The organism is Pararhizobium sp., assembly GCF_035497515.1.
GTDB lineage: Bacteria > Pseudomonadota > Alphaproteobacteria > Rhizobiales > Rhizobiaceae > Pararhizobium.
The window spans coordinates 81,997-96,411 of the sequence record NZ_DATJDJ010000047.1 but is presented as its reverse complement, the minus strand read 5'-3'; the positions used below and the strand labels follow the sequence as shown (position 1 = coordinate 96,411).

Below are 14,415 nucleotides of genomic sequence, written 5' to 3'. Positions count from 1 at the left end.
CGCTGGCTGCACCGGAGCAGCTATCCTGAGCACGCCACCGGGCATCTTCTGGCCGAGGCCAAAGCCGTGATCGACAGCGTCGATCGGGAGACGTTCGTCTGGGCCGCCTGCGAAAAACAGGACATCCGCACCCTCCGATCGTTCCTCAAGGAACGGCAGCATGACCGAAAGAAAATGTATGTCGCCTGGTATTGGGAGAGAAGTTCTCCGTGAACCACCGGCGGGGCACGGGGGAAATCCAGTTGCAGTAGGCAGTTATATCCGAGGCCGTCCCGGCCGTGCGCAGATCACGTGCATTCCATGTTTGAAGTCGAGGGTTCGGCGGCAGGCCGGAATGATGACGCACGCATGCATCGCCGGCAATCTCAGCGAACGGAGATGTCCGAAACAGCGTTCCTGACGATCGTGCCGTCCAAAGTCACGGAAACGTCAACCTGGTAGTGCCCGGCAGGCAGCGAACGCTTTTTTCCGGCGAAAGCGGAATAGGCAGCCTTGTTCCGCTCGAGTGGTTCGCCAATATGTTCGAAAAGGGTATCGCCGTTCAGGTCCTTCAGCACGAACCTGATCGCACTGCCTTTTTTCAGATTGGCAAACCACGCCCATGTGACGAACATAGTGTCTTTGGCCGACACGACCGGCGGTGGCCCCTCCCGGACGAGCGCTTCGTAGACGACGGGTTTTCCCGCCACCCCGATGGCAAGGATATCCGGCTTCGTCGGATCCAGCTTCGCAACAATCTCCGGCGCGAACAGCGATTCCCCTGGCCGGAATGTCGACGCGCAGCCGTCCGAGAGCTTCCGGCCTGTCAGCGGGTCGAGAGTATCGCCGTGCCGGGTGACCGTGATGTGGACATGGGGAAACTGTGCCAGGCCGGATGCGCCGATCTTGCCGAGCCGGTCACCAGTACGGACAGTGTCTCCCGGCCTGACTGTCAGGCTGTTCTTTTGCAGGTGGCAATACTGGACTTCGTAGTCATCCTGAAGCTGCAGGACCAAGCCGTTGCCACACTCTCGTCCGGCGATACCGGCTCTGTCGGCTTCGGTTTCGACGAGATGGTCCTGCTCTTGGTCGCGAACCCGAAGCACCGTGCCGTCGCCGACTGCGATGACGGGGAATCCCGCCTCCATATCCTTCAGCGAAAGGATGCGCAGATCCGTCCCGGAATGACCGTCATATGTCATGCTGCCGCAGAGCGGATCGACCACCGCATCGCCGGCTGCCATGTCGGCATATTGTTGCATGAAGCAGGTTTTTCGGAGTTCGCACTCCGCCGGCAATCGCAGTTCGATGGCAGACGCGGACGAACCGAGAAGCACGGCGGTAAATGCACCAAATATCGAGCGGCATATGAGACCAAGCAACGGCTGCCCCGGCTTCGTGATGATGGAGTTCGCAGTCTATCACAACTCGGATATCGACGAACGGTTTTCCGTTCGGACAACCGAGGTGGTTTCAGGCCGCGACTCGTGTGGGTGGGCAGCCAGAACGGCAATTCGCTGGAACGAGCGGTGCGTCATGGGGAACCCAAAACGCGCTTCTCGGAGCCGCCGGCTGGCACCCAGCGTCCGTTGCCAGCAAGCCGCAAACAAACTCCTGGCGCAGGCACTGCGTGCCGATACGCCAGGAGCCGTCGTCCTCAGATCACGATGAAGTCGGATGCGGTCAGGGACAGGCCCGTCGTCAGCGACGCGAATTTCACGGCGGTGGATGCGCTCCCCAATCCATCGGCGTCGTAGAACAGCGAGCCGGTGTTGGAATTGTAGATGATCTTGTCATTCGCATCCCGCGGCGCCAGGAAATTGTCCTTGAAAAGCGACGCGGCCAGGGTGCCGACCGAAGTCAGGGCGGTGAAGATCGCGTTCTCGAGCTTGATCGTATCATCAGCGACGTTGAAGTCGAGGATCTTGTCGACATTGCTTGGTCCCAGCGCCGTGTTGAACACGAACGTGTCCAGGCCGCCAAGACCCTTCAGCGTATCGCTGCCACCCTTGCCGTTCAGGATATTGTTGCCGGCATTGCCGGTGATCGCCTGGACGAATTCGTTGCCCGTGAGGTCGATGCCGGATAGCCCGCTCGCGCCGTTCGTCGTCATGATCTCGACGCGCACGCCGGCGCCGAGTGTATAATCGACGCCGGCCATGACCCTGTCCGCAGTGTCGCTAGCACCCGTTTCCACGATCGTCGTCGTCTTGGTATAGATCTGGTAGGTATCGTTGCCGGCCAGCCCCTTCAGAAGGTCGGCGGCGCCCGCGCCGTCTCTGAGGGTATTGTTGCCGGAATTGCCGATAATGTCCTGGTGGAGCGCGTTGCCGGTCAGGTTGATCGCCGTGGTCGCCGAGGAGGATACCGTCGTCAAAAGCTCGATATCGTCGTCGGCCGCCAGAACATAGCTTGCCCGCGCCGAGACCCGGTCGGCGGTGCCTCCGCCCGCGACCTCGTTGATGACATCGCCGGCATTGTTGACGATATAGTGATCGTCGCCGATGCCGCCCGTCATCGTGTCGACCCCGATGCCGCCGTCCAGGCGGTCATTGCCGATGCCTCCGTCGAGATTGTCGGCGCCCGCGCCGCCGTTCAGGGTGTTGTCGAAACTGTTGCCATTGATAGTGTCATTGCCGGATCCGCCGATGGCGGTATCAATTCGCGTTCCTGCGGCGATGGCAACGTTGTTGATCAGGCCGCCAACGCTGCTGAACGCACCTCCGTTCAGGTTGATCGTTGCTGCCTGGCTGTATCCGGAAACATCAAGCGTATTGCCGACGCCCAGATTGAACAGCGTGACGACCGGAGACGTGTTCTCGGTGAAATCGAAGAAGCGGGCGATCGGCCCCGCGATATTGGTATTGAAGCCATAGGTCTGCCCACCGCCCAGCGGGGAGCTATCCGAAGCGCCGTAAAGTTGCTGGATGGCCTGGATGTCCAGCATCATCATCGTATGCGGTGCCTGGCGATAATAGCTGTCGTTCGTCGCTCCCCAATTTGTTCCGCCGTTGGGGTTCTCGTTGAAATACTTGCCGTCGGTGTCTGCCCAAAAGATGTACGACATGATCGTATACTGGCGATCGTCGTAGGCACTGTATTGCTGTGTCGAAGGTGACACGGCCCCATTGTACGTCCCGCCGTGACCCAGCCCGAGCAGATGGCCGACTTCATGGATAATCGTGTTGATGCCGTAACCGCCGACAGTGTCAAACGACCCAGTCAGTTCAAACGAGGTCTGGCTGTTGTCGATCGAAAGAAGCGAACTCACGATGGTTCCAACCGTCGAGCCGCTCCCGGTTGTGGTTGAGGAACTGACATAGGCACCGCCATCGTTGCCGCGCCGGATGGTCGCCGCGCCATTGACGTCTTCAACGAAGTGAACATCGGCGACCGATTCCCAGAGGGCGAAAATGCTCTGATAAACGGCTTTTTCACTGGCGGTCAGGTTGGAGGCGGCGTCAAACTTGTAGGTGATTGTTCCTTCGGTTCCAGCCGCGCCACCACCCCATTTCTGTGCTGTCCGGCCTGTGCTGGACCAAAAGGAAAGAGCGGGATCGGTAATCACCGTTCCGTCGGGATTCAAACCCGTCAGGAACGAAACTTCCTGCATCTGCGTCGGGCTGATCAGTGAATCGGCTTGTTCGCTCCGATCGGTCGATCCATCGAACAATTTTCTGTCGAACGGAATCATCGAGGAACTTGGAGTGGAGAAACTTGCTCCACCAGAGAAGAGGTCATCGGAAGAAGAGTGAAACGACGACCAATCGGCCTTGTCGCTCGAACCGTCGTTCAGATCGGAAAACTTTCCGCGAAAATATTTTTTCAATTAAAATCCCGCCATGATTGTACAAAACTGCATCCATGAATAACTTTAACGCGTCGAAGTCAATTTCCGTATTGTGCGTGAAGCTGTATTTGGATCACCGCTTGCCCGGTAACGTGCCCTTTCTGCACTCAGGCCATGATGATGTCCAATCGACAATCGCTGCCCATTGCTGACAATCCAAGGTCGTCATCCGGGAGAGAGGCGCTTTCGCTGCATACGTACAGACTGCGCCGCATTCTGCTTGCCGCAACTGCTGTACCGCTATTTGTGCACCTCAGCCCAGTGCGGATAGGTAACACAGGCTGTCAGAGCCCCCTCCAGCCAATGGGGGAATCCGACGCGCCAGCCCGAACGAGTCGTCCTCGCTCGGGTTGGCGCCGTTGGCAAGCGTAGGTTTCCGCTCGCTTGAGCGCTATCCCGCAGTGGCGGCGAGCCGTGTACGCCCGGCAAACCCGATCAGCATTGCGCCCAAGAGTGCTGACAATCCGGCAAAGGCGAAGACACCGGCCGGGCCGTGGGTGCCGACGATCAGGCCGCCGAACACCGCGCCGCTCGAAATCGCGATCTGGAACGTCGTGAGGGTCAGGGCGCCTGCGCTTTCCGCTTCATCCGAAGCGGCCTGGGTGACGAAGCTTTGAACGCTGACCGGAAGCGCACCGAAGGCAAAACCCCAGAACGTCGTGGCAATGGTGGCGACGACCGGAGAGGCGCCGGCGAAAGCCAGGATGAGGGCCGCGATGGCGATGCCACCGGCCGCCAGGGTTATCGACAGCGCGGTGTTCCGTTCGGAAACGAAGCCGCCGGCAAAATTTCCAAGGAAACCGCCGATGCCGAAGGCCAGCAGGACCCCGGATACGCCTTCGACGCCAAAATGCGGCACATCCTCGAGAAACGGACGGATGAAGGTGAAGCCGGCGAAATGGCCGGCGACGGCCAGAAGGATCGTCAGGAGACCGATGCGGATGGCGGGCCGGCGCAGGACGCTCGCCATCGTGCCGAGATTTGCCCGACCGCTGGACGGCATGGCAGGGAGTGTCAGGGCCTGCATCAGAAATGCGAAGACCCCGAGTGTAGCCGTAATGACGAAGGCGAACCGCCAGCCCATCAGTTCTCCGACCCAGGCACCGACCGGCGCCGCGCAGACGGTCGCGGCGGATACGCCGCCCATGATGATGGCCATCGCCCGGGGCATCAGCCGTTCCGGCACGAGCCGCATCGCGAGAGCAAGCGACATCGCCCAGAACCCGCCAAGACCAATCCCGAGCAGGGCGCGTGATAGCAGCAGCATCGGCATCCCGCTGGACAGGGCCGCCAGCACGCTGGAAAGGATCAGGAGAGCGGTCAGGCCCAGAAGCGTATAGCGCCGGTCGAAGCGGCTTGTGCCGACCACGACGGCAGGCCCCGCGAAGGCCCCGACCACCGCTGTCATGGTCACGGATTGTCCGGCCGCGCCGATGCTGACGCCGAGGTCGTGTGACATCGGCGTCAGCAGGCTGGCGGGCAGGAATTCTGCCGTGACAAGTCCGAAGACGCCCAGGGAGAGAGAAATCACGCCCGCCCACAGAGGCTTGGTGTGCTCGTCATCGTCCCGAAAGCCTGTTGTTTGTTTGCCGTTCATTCGCTGTCTCCATGAGTGTTGGCAGAAGGCTAGACGGGAAACGCTGGTGTTTCTATGCTGAAAAGTCTATAAGACATGATCATTCGTCCAAATAAAAGGATGCGTCGTGACGACCGATCCGTTGACCGAGATGCTGCGTGGGTTGCGGCTGGACGGCGTGGAGTATGGCCGCTGCCAGCCGTCGGCGCCCTGGGCGACAGCTTATCCCGCGAAGGCCGAGGCGCAGTTTCATTTTCTCGCCGCTGGAAATGCCTTCCTGCAGTCCTCGTCCGGGGAGTGGACGCAACTACATGCCGGCGACGCTATCCTCTTGCCACGCGGGGATACGCATGTCCTGGCAAGCGAGCCGGGCCTGCCGCCCATATCGGTGGAATGCATGGCCCGCAAGCGTCTCTGCGACGGCATCGTCGATCTGCAATGCGCCGATCCGGACTCAAGCAACCTGTTGTTCTTTGCGGTGATGCGCTTCAATGTCGACAAGCGCCATCCGCTGCTCGAACTGATGCCGGAGGTCATGCGCACCAGCGATCTGGCCGTCAGCGAACCGACGATCCCGCTTCTGCTCGATGCGATGCTGCGGGAAGTCGAGATGAATCGCGTCGGGGCAGGGGGCATTCTCTCCCGTCTCGCCGATGTCCTGACCGCCACCCTTATCCGGACCTGGGTCGAGCATGGTTGCGGCGATTCGACGGGCTGGCTGGCGGCGGTCCGCAATCCCGAAGTCGGTCGTGTCCTGGCGGCCATCCATCTCGATCCGTCGCATGACTGGAGCGTCGGTGAACTCGCGCGGCATATGGGGGCATCGCGCTCCGGTTTTGCCCAGCGGTTCGCGACCGTGGTCGGTGAAACGCCCGCCCGCTACGTCGCCAAGATGCGTATGCATCAGGCGCACCAGTGGCTGCAGGAAGGCCAGCGCGTCGCGGTGATTGCCGAACGCCTCGGCTACGATTCCGAAGCCTCCTTCAGCCGCGCCTTCAAGCGCATCATCGGCGCGTCACCCAGTCGGTTCCGAGAGCATCAGAAGATGAATGGGGTTTCGTCTGTCTGACCGGAGCGGGGTAAGGAGTTCAATGACGCGGCTTCACGGATCGGGAGCGTCCGCTTTCCCGCGTGGACAGGGTCGATTTTCACATGCTAGAAGCTCTCGTTCTCCAAGCCGTCATTGCCGGCGCGGATAGGGTAAGCAGAACGACGGACGTAGATTTCAGGACATGTCGAAACGGAACGATGCCTTTGGCGCGGGCTCAGGTTCGCATGCTTCTCGTGGAAGACTGTCCGGATGGCCTGCCCATATCCTGTGCCTGTTCGTGATCGGTCTTTCGATCCTGACGGTGCTTTTCGTCGGGAATGACCCGATTGCCATGTCGGCGATCGTGTTCCTGCCGGCACTGCTGGTCATTTCGGTCATCGGCGGACTTTTCCCCACATTGGTAGCCGCCGGATTTTTTTGCGTCCTTGCGGTCATCGTCGATGCGCAGACGCTGGCGCTCGCCGACATGCCCTGGCCACGGCTGGGGCTGTTCATGGTTGTCGCCTGCGGGACTGCGTTCGTCGGGGAAAGACTTCGCACCGCGTCCGCGAATGCCAAGCGCGCCAGAGCGGCGCTCGATGTCAGTCAGGCGCATCTGAAGTCTGTCCTCGATACCGTTCTCGATGCCACGATCGTCAGCGCGCCGGACGGCACGATCGTCTCCTTCAACGCGGCGGCGGTCCGACAGTTCGGCTATACCGAGACGGAAGTCGTCGGACAGAATCTTCGCATGCTGATGCCCCAGCCTTATCGTCGGGAACACGATGGCTACATGAACCGTTACCTCGTCACAGGGGAAAAGCGGATCATTGGCGTCGATCGCGTCGTCGTCGGTCAGCGCAAGGATGGGTCTACCTTTCCGATGAAGCTTGCGGTTGGCGAGATGCGGTCGGGGGACAAGAGATTTTTTACCGGTTTCATCCGAGACCTTACCGAGCGGGAGGAATCGGCCGCGCGCCTCGAGGAAATCCAGGCGGAACTGGCGCGCCTTGCGCGACTCAACGAAATGGGAGAGATGGCCTCGACCTTGGCGCATGAACTCAATCAGCCGCTGTCAGCCATCGCAAATTACGTGCATGGCTGTTCTCGCCTGCTGCGCGACATGGATACGGATGTTGCGGTGATGATGCGCGACGCCCTCGCTCAGGCGGGGAACCAGTCGCTCCGGGCCGGGCAGATCATCAAGCATCTGCGCGAATTCGTGACGAAAGGCGAAACGGACAAGGCCCCGCAGAATATTCGCCAACTCGTCGAGGAGGCAGGAGCGCTGGCACTGGTTGGCTCACGCGAGAAAGGGGTCAGGACCGTCTTCGATTATCACCCCGGCGCCGACATGGTGATGGCCGATCGCATCCAGATTCAGCAGGTGCTGATCAACCTGATGCGAAACGCCGTTGAAGCCATGAAGGACGCACCTGAAAAGGATCTCGTCGTGCGCATTCAACCAGGCGCCCCGGGGGAAGTCACCGTCATTGTCGAGGATACGGGCTTTGGCATCCCGGAGGAAATCTCGGCGCAATTGTTCAAACCGTTCACGACGACGAAACCTGGAGGAATGGGCATCGGGCTGTCGATATCGAAGCGGATCGTCGAGGCCCATGGTGGAGTGATGACCGTGTCGCACACGGCGCATGGCGGCGCTTGCTTCCAGTTCACCCTGCCGGCCCACGAAGAAAGAGAAGACCATGTCGAGTGATGACTTTACCGTTCACATCGTCGATGACGAGGAAGCCGTACGGAAATCGCTTGCCTTCATGCTGACCATCAACGGATTTGCGGTCCGGGTGCACGATTCCGCCACCGCCTTCGCCCACTTTGCGCCCGGCGCGCGCGACGCCGTTCTGGTTACGGATCTGCGCATGCCGGACATGACGGGCGTGGACCTGATCCGGGTCGTGTCGAAGCTTCCGAACAAAATTCCATCCCTGGTTGTCACAGGGCACGGGGATGTGCCGATGGCGGTGGAAGCCATGAAGGCCGGCGCCATCGACTTCATCGAGAAGCCGTTCGAAGATACGGTCATCATCGAAGCCATTCGCCGGGCCGCCGAACAGCTCCGTGACAAGGCCGTTACGAATGAATCGGCGGCGGATGTCCGCGACAGGCTGGCATCACTCAGCGATCGTGAACGGCAGGTCCTGTCCGCCGTTGTCGCCGGCTTGCCGAACAAGTCGATTGCCTACGATCTCGACATCAGTCCCCGCACCGTCGAGGTCCATCGCTCGAATGTCATGGGGAAGATGAAGGCCAAGAGCCTTCCCGAGCTTGTTCGCATGGTCCTGGCGGCGGGCTTTACTCCCGTCGCCTGATTTCGAGAACCGATTGATCGAGAACAAGGTGGCGTTGCCGCTCGCACGCTACCTGATTGTCTGCCGCACATGTTCCGGTTGCGGATAACGGACAAGAACATTGCAAACGCCTCAGTCCATCGTCGCGATCGCCAATGACGACGCCTTGCTGCGTTCCCTGGCATTTGCGTTGGGCGTGGAGGGATACGCTGTCCAATCCTGCGGCTCCTGGCAGGCCGCGCGCGAGCTGATCCCGCTGTCGGCTTGCGTGATCGTCGATGTGGATATCTGCCGCAAGGATGCGGATGCCAGGGACGCCTTGCTGAAGCCTGAAAATCGCATCGTCTTGCTTACCGACGGCATGCCGCAGCCGAATGTCGCCGCCACCATCCGCCTGATCCCCAAGCCTCTGGACGGGAGCGACATTGTCGAGGGCGTCAGGCACTTCCATCGGGCACGTACGTAAAATCCCGTAGTGGTACAACCGAATTTCCCGGATGGAATCGCAAGGCCATAGTCGCCTCAGATTCAACGGGGAAACGACAATGTTTTCAAGCGCACGCAAACCCACCCAGTCCAATACTCCAGCGGCGTTGCGCCCGCTTTCCGGCTCCTATCCGCCCTGTGTCGGGCAGATCACCCTGTTTGCCCCCGACACCGAAATCTTCGCGCAGGGTGACAGGGCCGGCTCCCTTTACCGGGTCGAATTCGGCGCTGTCCGTGTCTACAGGCTGCATGCCGATGGCCGGCGTCAGATCGTGGCATTCCATCTTGCCGGAGAAACGTTCGGACTGGAGGCCGGCGGAACGCACCGCTTCTTCGCCGAAACGACGGTTCATGCGGGCCTGTCGAAGGTCTCGCTTGTCGCCGGTGAAATGGTGTCGCAGGACCTGATGGCGCTTGCGCTTGGCAGCATGCTGGATGCGCGCGAACATCTGCTGGTTGTCGGCCGCCAGAGCGCCCTCGAAAGGCTCGGGGCGTTTCTGGTCGATCTTGCCGAACGCCTGGGCGATGTCGACACGATCGATCTCCAGATGACCCGCGTCGATATCGGCGACTATCTGGGAATGACCATCGAGACGGTCTCTCGCGGTTTCTCGAAGCTTCGTGACGAAGGCATTCTCAAGTTTCATGGCGTCAAGACCATCGAAATCGTCCAGCCTGAGCGGCTTGCCCTGCTGTGCGGCTAAAGGTCCACGAATACCGAAACGGTCGTTCTGTCTCCGTTGTTTGATCCCCATCAAAGACCTCCGCATGGCCTGCGAGCATCTTGTGATGCGCAATATGTGTGAAGGGAATGCGGCGATGGAAGATCTCAACCTGCGGGCCCGGGTGCTCGAAACTCTGGAATGCCTGCCCCTCATCACGCCGTCCGAGATCGGGGTTGCCGTGCATCAGGGCGTCGTGGTGCTGACCGGGCATGTCAGCGAGGCAAGTCACAAGGGAATGATCGAGTTCGCCATCCTCAATCTTCCGGACGTCCGGGGGCTGGCCCAGAAAATCCATATCGCCGCCGACCTGGAATTCCTCGATACCGATGAGGAGATCGCGCGCCGGATGCTGAGGATGGTCGAGTGGAACCTCCAGATGAAGGGGCGGGACGTGCGTGTCCGTGTCGAGGACCGGTGGGTCACGCTGACCGGCCATGTCGGTTGCAGGGACGATTTCGAAAGGGCGGAACAGTTCGCCAGGATGGTTCGCGGTTGTGCGGGATTCGACAATCATCTGGTGGTCTCGTCCTCGCGGCGGGCGGATGCGAGCGCTCTGGAGAGCGCCGCCTGATTGCGGGTATGGCACCATCACCTTTGCAGCACCTGACGGAAACCGCGACCAAATGAAGCTGCCGGGCAGCCCGGATGCTGCCTGGAAATTGATCTGGATCAAACCGCCGAAAACCGGCTCTCGCCTATATCTGTTCCATCAGCCCGTCAGTGGGATGCCAGGATGGATTTGCGATGAATGACAGATGTGAGGTGCGTATGTCCGATGTTCCGGTCCTCTGTGCCGCCTGCCAGGTCCGGCAACGCGGGGTCTGCGCAGCGCTCGACCCGGAGCAGTTGAGCGCTCTTTCCAGGACCTCGACAAAGAAGCGGCTGGACATGGGCTCCGAACTGATCGGTGATGCAACGGTGGTCGAAGGATATGCCAACATCCTGTCCGGCGTGGTCAAGCTCGTGAAAGGGTTGCCCGATGGGCGCGAGCAGATTGTCGGCCTGCAGTTTGCTTCCGATTTCCTGGGGCGGCCGTTTCAGGCCGAAAGCACGGTGACGGCGCAGGCTGCCACGAATGTGGTTCTCTGCTCCTTTCCGAGGCGATCGGTCGATGCGCTGATCAATCAGTCGCCGCAACTCAAGCAGGGCCTTCTGAAACAGGCCTTGCGCGAACTCGACGGCGCCCGGGACTGGATGTTGACGCTGGGGCGAAAAACCGCACTCGAAAAGGTCTCAAGCTATCTGCTTCTGATCGCAAGCGCGAGCGAACCGGCGGCGAAACCGCATGGTGAGGTCATAAAATTCGACCTCCCGATGACGCGGCAGGAAATCGCCGATTTCCTTGGCCTCACTATCGAAACGGTCAGCCGTCAGTTGACGCGGCTGCGGATCGACGGCGTCATACGGATCGTGCAGACGCGCCACATCGTGGTGGACAACCCCGCTCGTTTGAAGATCTGTTCGGGGGCGTGAACGCGCTATCGCACACAAGGGGAGCGACATGCTCTCTTTCGAAGGCCACATGGCGACGAAGGCTGTCGAAGAAGCCGCGCAACATGAAGCCCAGGGTTTCCGGCTGTTGGACGGCGCCGCCGTGCCCGATGTCAAGCAATATCCCGGTCAGATCCGCCGCGAAGCACGCGTCGGAAATGTGCTCGCCGCGCAGCCTGTCGGTGGACAGGGCGCGACCGCTGTCCGCGACCGCCTTTTCGTAGGCCGGGAAAACCACGGTTTCTTCATAGTCATGCGCCAGCCGCAACGTCGGCAGAAGCGTGGCCGCGACCTGCAGGCATGTCAGGTGATCGATGTTGGCGGGCAGGCAATCGGCGATGGTTTCGAGCTCAGCGCAGATCGCGATCTTCCTGTGGTGGATTCGCGTCATCGCCTCGGTCATGCTCAACCTTCCGAGCGCCTCGCTCGACAGGCAACTGGGTTCACATGGCCCTAGACAGGCGGTCGCTTCGTTCCGGTTGATCCACATGCTCTGGCTCCTGATCCCTCGACACGCAGACTGCTCCCGGTCGAATGCGAAATCCTTGACCTAAATCAAGGCGACCCTGGTTCGGATGGAGGAAATCTCCGGCTATCCAAAAGTCGGGGAATTTCTCATGAGGCATGCAACGTCCATCATCAGTCTGGGGATATTCAGCTTCCTCGCAATTCTTGCCGCAGCCTTCGCGCATGACAAAGCGTTTGAAAGCCATATGTGGGTCCTCGCTGCCGTTTTGGTCCTTTCCGTGATCGTTCTCTTGCGGCGGGAAAACTTCCAGCCCGCGGTCGCGGCCGATCCGTCCGCCTATATGGATGGACCCATTCGCTACGGCACCATCGCCACCATGTTCTGGGCAGTTGTCGGCCTGCTCGTCGGTGTCATCGTCGCCTTGCAACTGACCTATCCCGCGCTCAATATCGAGCCCTGGTTCAATTTCGGGCGGATGCGGCCGCTGCACACCTCGGGCGTCATCTTCGCCTTCTGCGGCAATGCTCTGATCGCAACCTCCTTCTACGTCGTGCAGAGAACCTCGCGCGCGCGGCTGTTTGGCGGCGATCTGGCCTGGTTCGTCTTCTGGGGATACCAGCTCTTCATCGTCATGGCGGCAACCGGCTACCTGCTGGGCATTACCGAGTCTCGTGAATATGCCGAGCCCGAATGGTATGTCGATCTCTGGCTGACCATCGTCTGGGTTGCCTATCTCATCGTCTTTCTCGGCACGATCATCAAGCGCAGGGAGCCCCACATCTACGTGGCGAACTGGTTCTACCTGGCGTTCATCGTCACCGTCGCCATGCTGCACATCGTCAACAATCTCAGCCTTCCGGTCTCGTTCCTCGGTTCGAAGAGTTACTCGGCCTTCTCCGGCGTCCAGGACGCGTTGACGCAGTGGTGGTATGGCCACAATGCGGTCGGCTTCTTCCTGACCGCCGGCTTCCTGGGCATGATGTATTACTTCGTGCCCAAGCAGGCCAACCGTCCGGTCTATTCCTATCGCCTGTCCATCATCCACTTCTGGGCGCTGATCTTCCTCTATATCTGGGCAGGCCCGCATCACCTTCACTTCACGGCGCTGCCCGACTGGGCGCAGACGCTCGGCATGGTGTTTTCGATCATGCTGTGGATGCCCTCCTGGGGTGGCATGATCAACGGCCTGATGACCCTGTCCGGCGCATGGGACAAGCTCCGCACCGATCCGATCATCCGCATGATGGTGGCCGCCATCGCCTTCTACGGCATGTCGACCTTCGAAGGCCCGATGATGTCGATCAAGACGGTGAACTCCCTGTCGCACTACACGGACTGGACCATCGGTCACGTTCACTCGGGCGCGCTTGGCTGGAACGGCCTGATCGCTTTCGCCGCACTCTACTACATGGTGCCGAAGCTCTGGGCACGGGAACGCCTTTACTCCCTGCGCATGGTCAGTTGGCATCTGTGGTTGGCAAGCCTCGGGATTGTCGTTTACGCCGCCGTCATGTGGGTTTCCGGCATCCAGCAGGGCCTGATGTGGCGCGAACATGATGAGCAGGGCTTTCTCGTCTACTCGTTCGTCGAAAGCGTCGCGGCCCTCCATCCCTACTATCTGATCCGTGCACTGGGTGGGGTTCTGTATCTGTCGGGTGCGCTCCTGATGGCCTTCAACATCACCATGACGATCCTTGGACATCAACGCGATGAAGCGCCGAGCGGCGGAACGCTTCCCTACCCTCAGCCGGCCGAATAGGAGCGCCCCATGGCCATTATGGACAAACACGCGATCATCGAGCGCAACGCGACCCTTCTGCTGATCGGTTCGCTTCTCGTGGTCACCATCGGCGGCATCGTCGAGATCGCCCCTCTCTTCTACCTGCAGAACACGATCGAAAAGGTCGAAGGGATGCGTCCCTATACGCCGCTCGAACTTGCGGGGCGCAACATCTATGTCCGGGAAGGCTGCTATGTCTGCCACAGCCAGATGATCCGGCCGTTCCGCGACGAGGTCGAGCGTTACGGGCATTACAGCCTGGCGGCGGAATCGATGTACGACCATCCGTTCCAGTGGGGGTCGAAGCGGACGGGACCGGATCTCGCCCGCGTCGGCGACCGGTATTCCAATGAGTGGCATGCGCAGCATCTCGTCGATCCGCAGTCCGTGGTGCCGGAATCCATCATGCCGAGCTACGCCTTCCTGAAATCGACGCTGCTCCCGATCAACGACCTGTCGGCGCATCTGTCCGCCAATGCGGGTGTCGGCGTGCCCTATTCGAAGGAAATGATCGATGCAGCGGTGGAGGATGCAAAGACGCAGTCCACGCCGGACGCGGATACGTCGGCCTTCGAGGCACGCTACCCCAAGGCAAAGACCGGCGATTTCGACGGGGATCCCCAAGCGCTCACCGAGATGGATGCGCTGATCGCGTATCTGCAGATGCTGGGCACGCTGGTGGACTTCAAGACCTATGATGAGACAGGCGGCGACCGCTGA

General features: G+C 60.5%; 14 protein-coding genes. 10 read left to right on the top strand and 4 right to left on the bottom strand.

The annotated features are described in order from the left end of the window. The coding region (locus VL202_RS05290) for an SIP domain-containing protein (protein WP_325463107.1) at window positions 1-213 on the top strand (213 nt) is incomplete at its 5' end. A gap of 152 nt (window positions 214-365) precedes the next feature. Here VL202_RS05290 and VL202_RS05285 read toward each other — a convergent pair. The 3 genes from VL202_RS05285 to VL202_RS05275 all read right to left on the bottom strand — a co-directional run bounded on the left by VL202_RS05285 (window position 366) and on the right by VL202_RS05275 (window position 5,426). Next, window positions 366-1,241 (bottom strand): M23 family metallopeptidase, encoded by an 876-nt coding sequence (locus tag VL202_RS05285; protein ID WP_325463106.1) that lies wholly within the window; start codon window positions 1,239-1,241, stop codon window positions 366-368. Window positions 1,242-1,636: 395 nt separating this feature from the next. After that, a complete protein-coding gene (locus VL202_RS05280) occupies window positions 1,637-3,808 on the bottom strand; it encodes a M10 family metallopeptidase C-terminal domain-containing protein (RefSeq protein ID WP_325463105.1) in 2,172 nt (723 codons plus the stop codon). 412 nt (window positions 3,809-4,220) lie between these two features. Continuing rightward, window positions 4,221-5,426, bottom strand: coding sequence for an MFS transporter (locus tag VL202_RS05275; protein ID WP_325463104.1), 1,206 nt, complete (start codon window positions 5,424-5,426; stop codon window positions 4,221-4,223). Between the two features lie 106 nt (window positions 5,427-5,532). Here VL202_RS05275 and VL202_RS05270 point away from each other — a divergent pair, with 106 nt between their 5' ends. The 7 genes from VL202_RS05270 (at window position 5,533) to VL202_RS05240 (ending at window position 11,428) form a co-directional block, all read left to right on the top strand. After that, on the top strand, window positions 5,533-6,474 hold the full coding sequence (locus tag VL202_RS05270; RefSeq protein WP_414692806.1) for an AraC family transcriptional regulator: 942 nt from the start codon (window positions 5,533-5,535) through the stop codon (window positions 6,472-6,474). A gap of 262 nt (window positions 6,475-6,736) precedes the next feature. Next, window positions 6,737-8,152, top strand: coding sequence for a PAS domain S-box protein (locus tag VL202_RS05265; RefSeq protein WP_414692808.1), 1,416 nt, complete (start codon window positions 6,737-6,739; stop codon window positions 8,150-8,152). After that, entirely contained in the window at window positions 8,142-8,765 is a 624-nt protein-coding gene (gene fixJ, locus VL202_RS05260) for a response regulator FixJ (protein ID WP_325463102.1), read from the top strand. The genes VL202_RS05265 and fixJ overlap by 11 nt, the downstream gene beginning before the upstream one ends. A 100-nt stretch (window positions 8,766-8,865) precedes the next feature. Continuing rightward, the gene (locus tag VL202_RS05255; RefSeq protein WP_325463101.1) at window positions 8,866-9,210 is read left to right on the top strand and encodes a transcriptional regulator; all 345 of its coding nucleotides are present in this window, start codon (window positions 8,866-8,868) and stop codon (window positions 9,208-9,210) included. A 79-nt stretch (window positions 9,211-9,289) separates the two neighbouring features. After that, window positions 9,290-9,934 carry a helix-turn-helix domain-containing protein gene (locus VL202_RS05250; RefSeq protein ID WP_325463100.1) on the top strand — a complete coding sequence of 215 codons (645 nt, stop codon included), beginning with the start codon at window positions 9,290-9,292 and terminating at the stop codon, window positions 9,932-9,934. Between the two features lie 115 nt (window positions 9,935-10,049). Continuing rightward, window positions 10,050-10,526, top strand: coding sequence for a BON domain-containing protein (locus VL202_RS05245; RefSeq protein ID WP_325463099.1), 477 nt, complete (start codon window positions 10,050-10,052; stop codon window positions 10,524-10,526). Window positions 10,527-10,699: 173 nt separating this feature from the next. Further along, window positions 10,700-11,428, top strand: coding sequence for a Crp/Fnr family transcriptional regulator (locus VL202_RS05240; protein ID WP_325463098.1), 729 nt, complete (start codon window positions 10,700-10,702; stop codon window positions 11,426-11,428). Here VL202_RS05240 and VL202_RS05235 read toward each other — a convergent pair. Continuing rightward, the gene (locus tag VL202_RS05235; protein ID WP_325463097.1) at window positions 11,355-11,849 is read right to left on the bottom strand and encodes a hemerythrin domain-containing protein; all 495 of its coding nucleotides are present in this window, start codon (window positions 11,847-11,849) and stop codon (window positions 11,355-11,357) included. The genes VL202_RS05240 and VL202_RS05235 overlap by 74 nt on opposite strands. A 214-nt stretch (window positions 11,850-12,063) precedes the next feature. Here VL202_RS05235 and ccoN point away from each other — a divergent pair, with 214 nt between their 5' ends. Further along, a complete protein-coding gene (gene ccoN / locus VL202_RS05230; RefSeq protein ID WP_325463096.1) occupies window positions 12,064-13,674 on the top strand; it encodes a cytochrome-c oxidase, cbb3-type subunit I in 1,611 nt (536 codons plus the stop codon). A 9-nt stretch (window positions 13,675-13,683) separates the two neighbouring features. After that, a complete protein-coding gene (gene ccoO, locus VL202_RS05225) occupies window positions 13,684-14,415 on the top strand; it encodes a cytochrome-c oxidase, cbb3-type subunit II (protein ID WP_325463095.1) in 732 nt (243 codons plus the stop codon).

What these genes read in the sequence shown, in the direction of transcription:
- ccoO (WP_325463095.1), top strand. Translation starts at nt 13,684, where the DNA reads ATGGCCATTATGGACAAACACGCGATCATCGAGCGCAACGCGACCCTT.
- ccoN (WP_325463096.1), top strand. Translation starts at nt 12,064, where the DNA reads ATGAGGCATGCAACGTCCATCATCAGTCTGGGGATATTCAGCTTCCTC.
- VL202_RS05275 (WP_325463104.1), bottom strand. Translation starts at nt 5,426, where the DNA reads ATGAACGGCAAACAAACAACAGGCTTTCGGGACGATGACGAGCACACC.
- VL202_RS05250 (WP_325463100.1), top strand. Translation starts at nt 9,290, where the DNA reads ATGTTTTCAAGCGCACGCAAACCCACCCAGTCCAATACTCCAGCGGCG.
- VL202_RS05235 (WP_325463097.1), bottom strand. Translation starts at nt 11,849, where the DNA reads ATGACCGAGGCGATGACGCGAATCCACCACAGGAAGATCGCGATCTGC.
- VL202_RS05245 (WP_325463099.1), top strand. Translation starts at nt 10,050, where the DNA reads ATGGAAGATCTCAACCTGCGGGCCCGGGTGCTCGAAACTCTGGAATGC.
- VL202_RS05285 (WP_325463106.1), bottom strand. Translation starts at nt 1,241, where the DNA reads ATGCAACAATATGCCGACATGGCAGCCGGCGATGCGGTGGTCGATCCG.
- VL202_RS05240 (WP_325463098.1), top strand. Translation starts at nt 10,700, where the DNA reads ATGAATGACAGATGTGAGGTGCGTATGTCCGATGTTCCGGTCCTCTGT.
- fixJ (WP_325463102.1), top strand. Translation starts at nt 8,142, where the DNA reads ATGTCGAGTGATGACTTTACCGTTCACATCGTCGATGACGAGGAAGCC.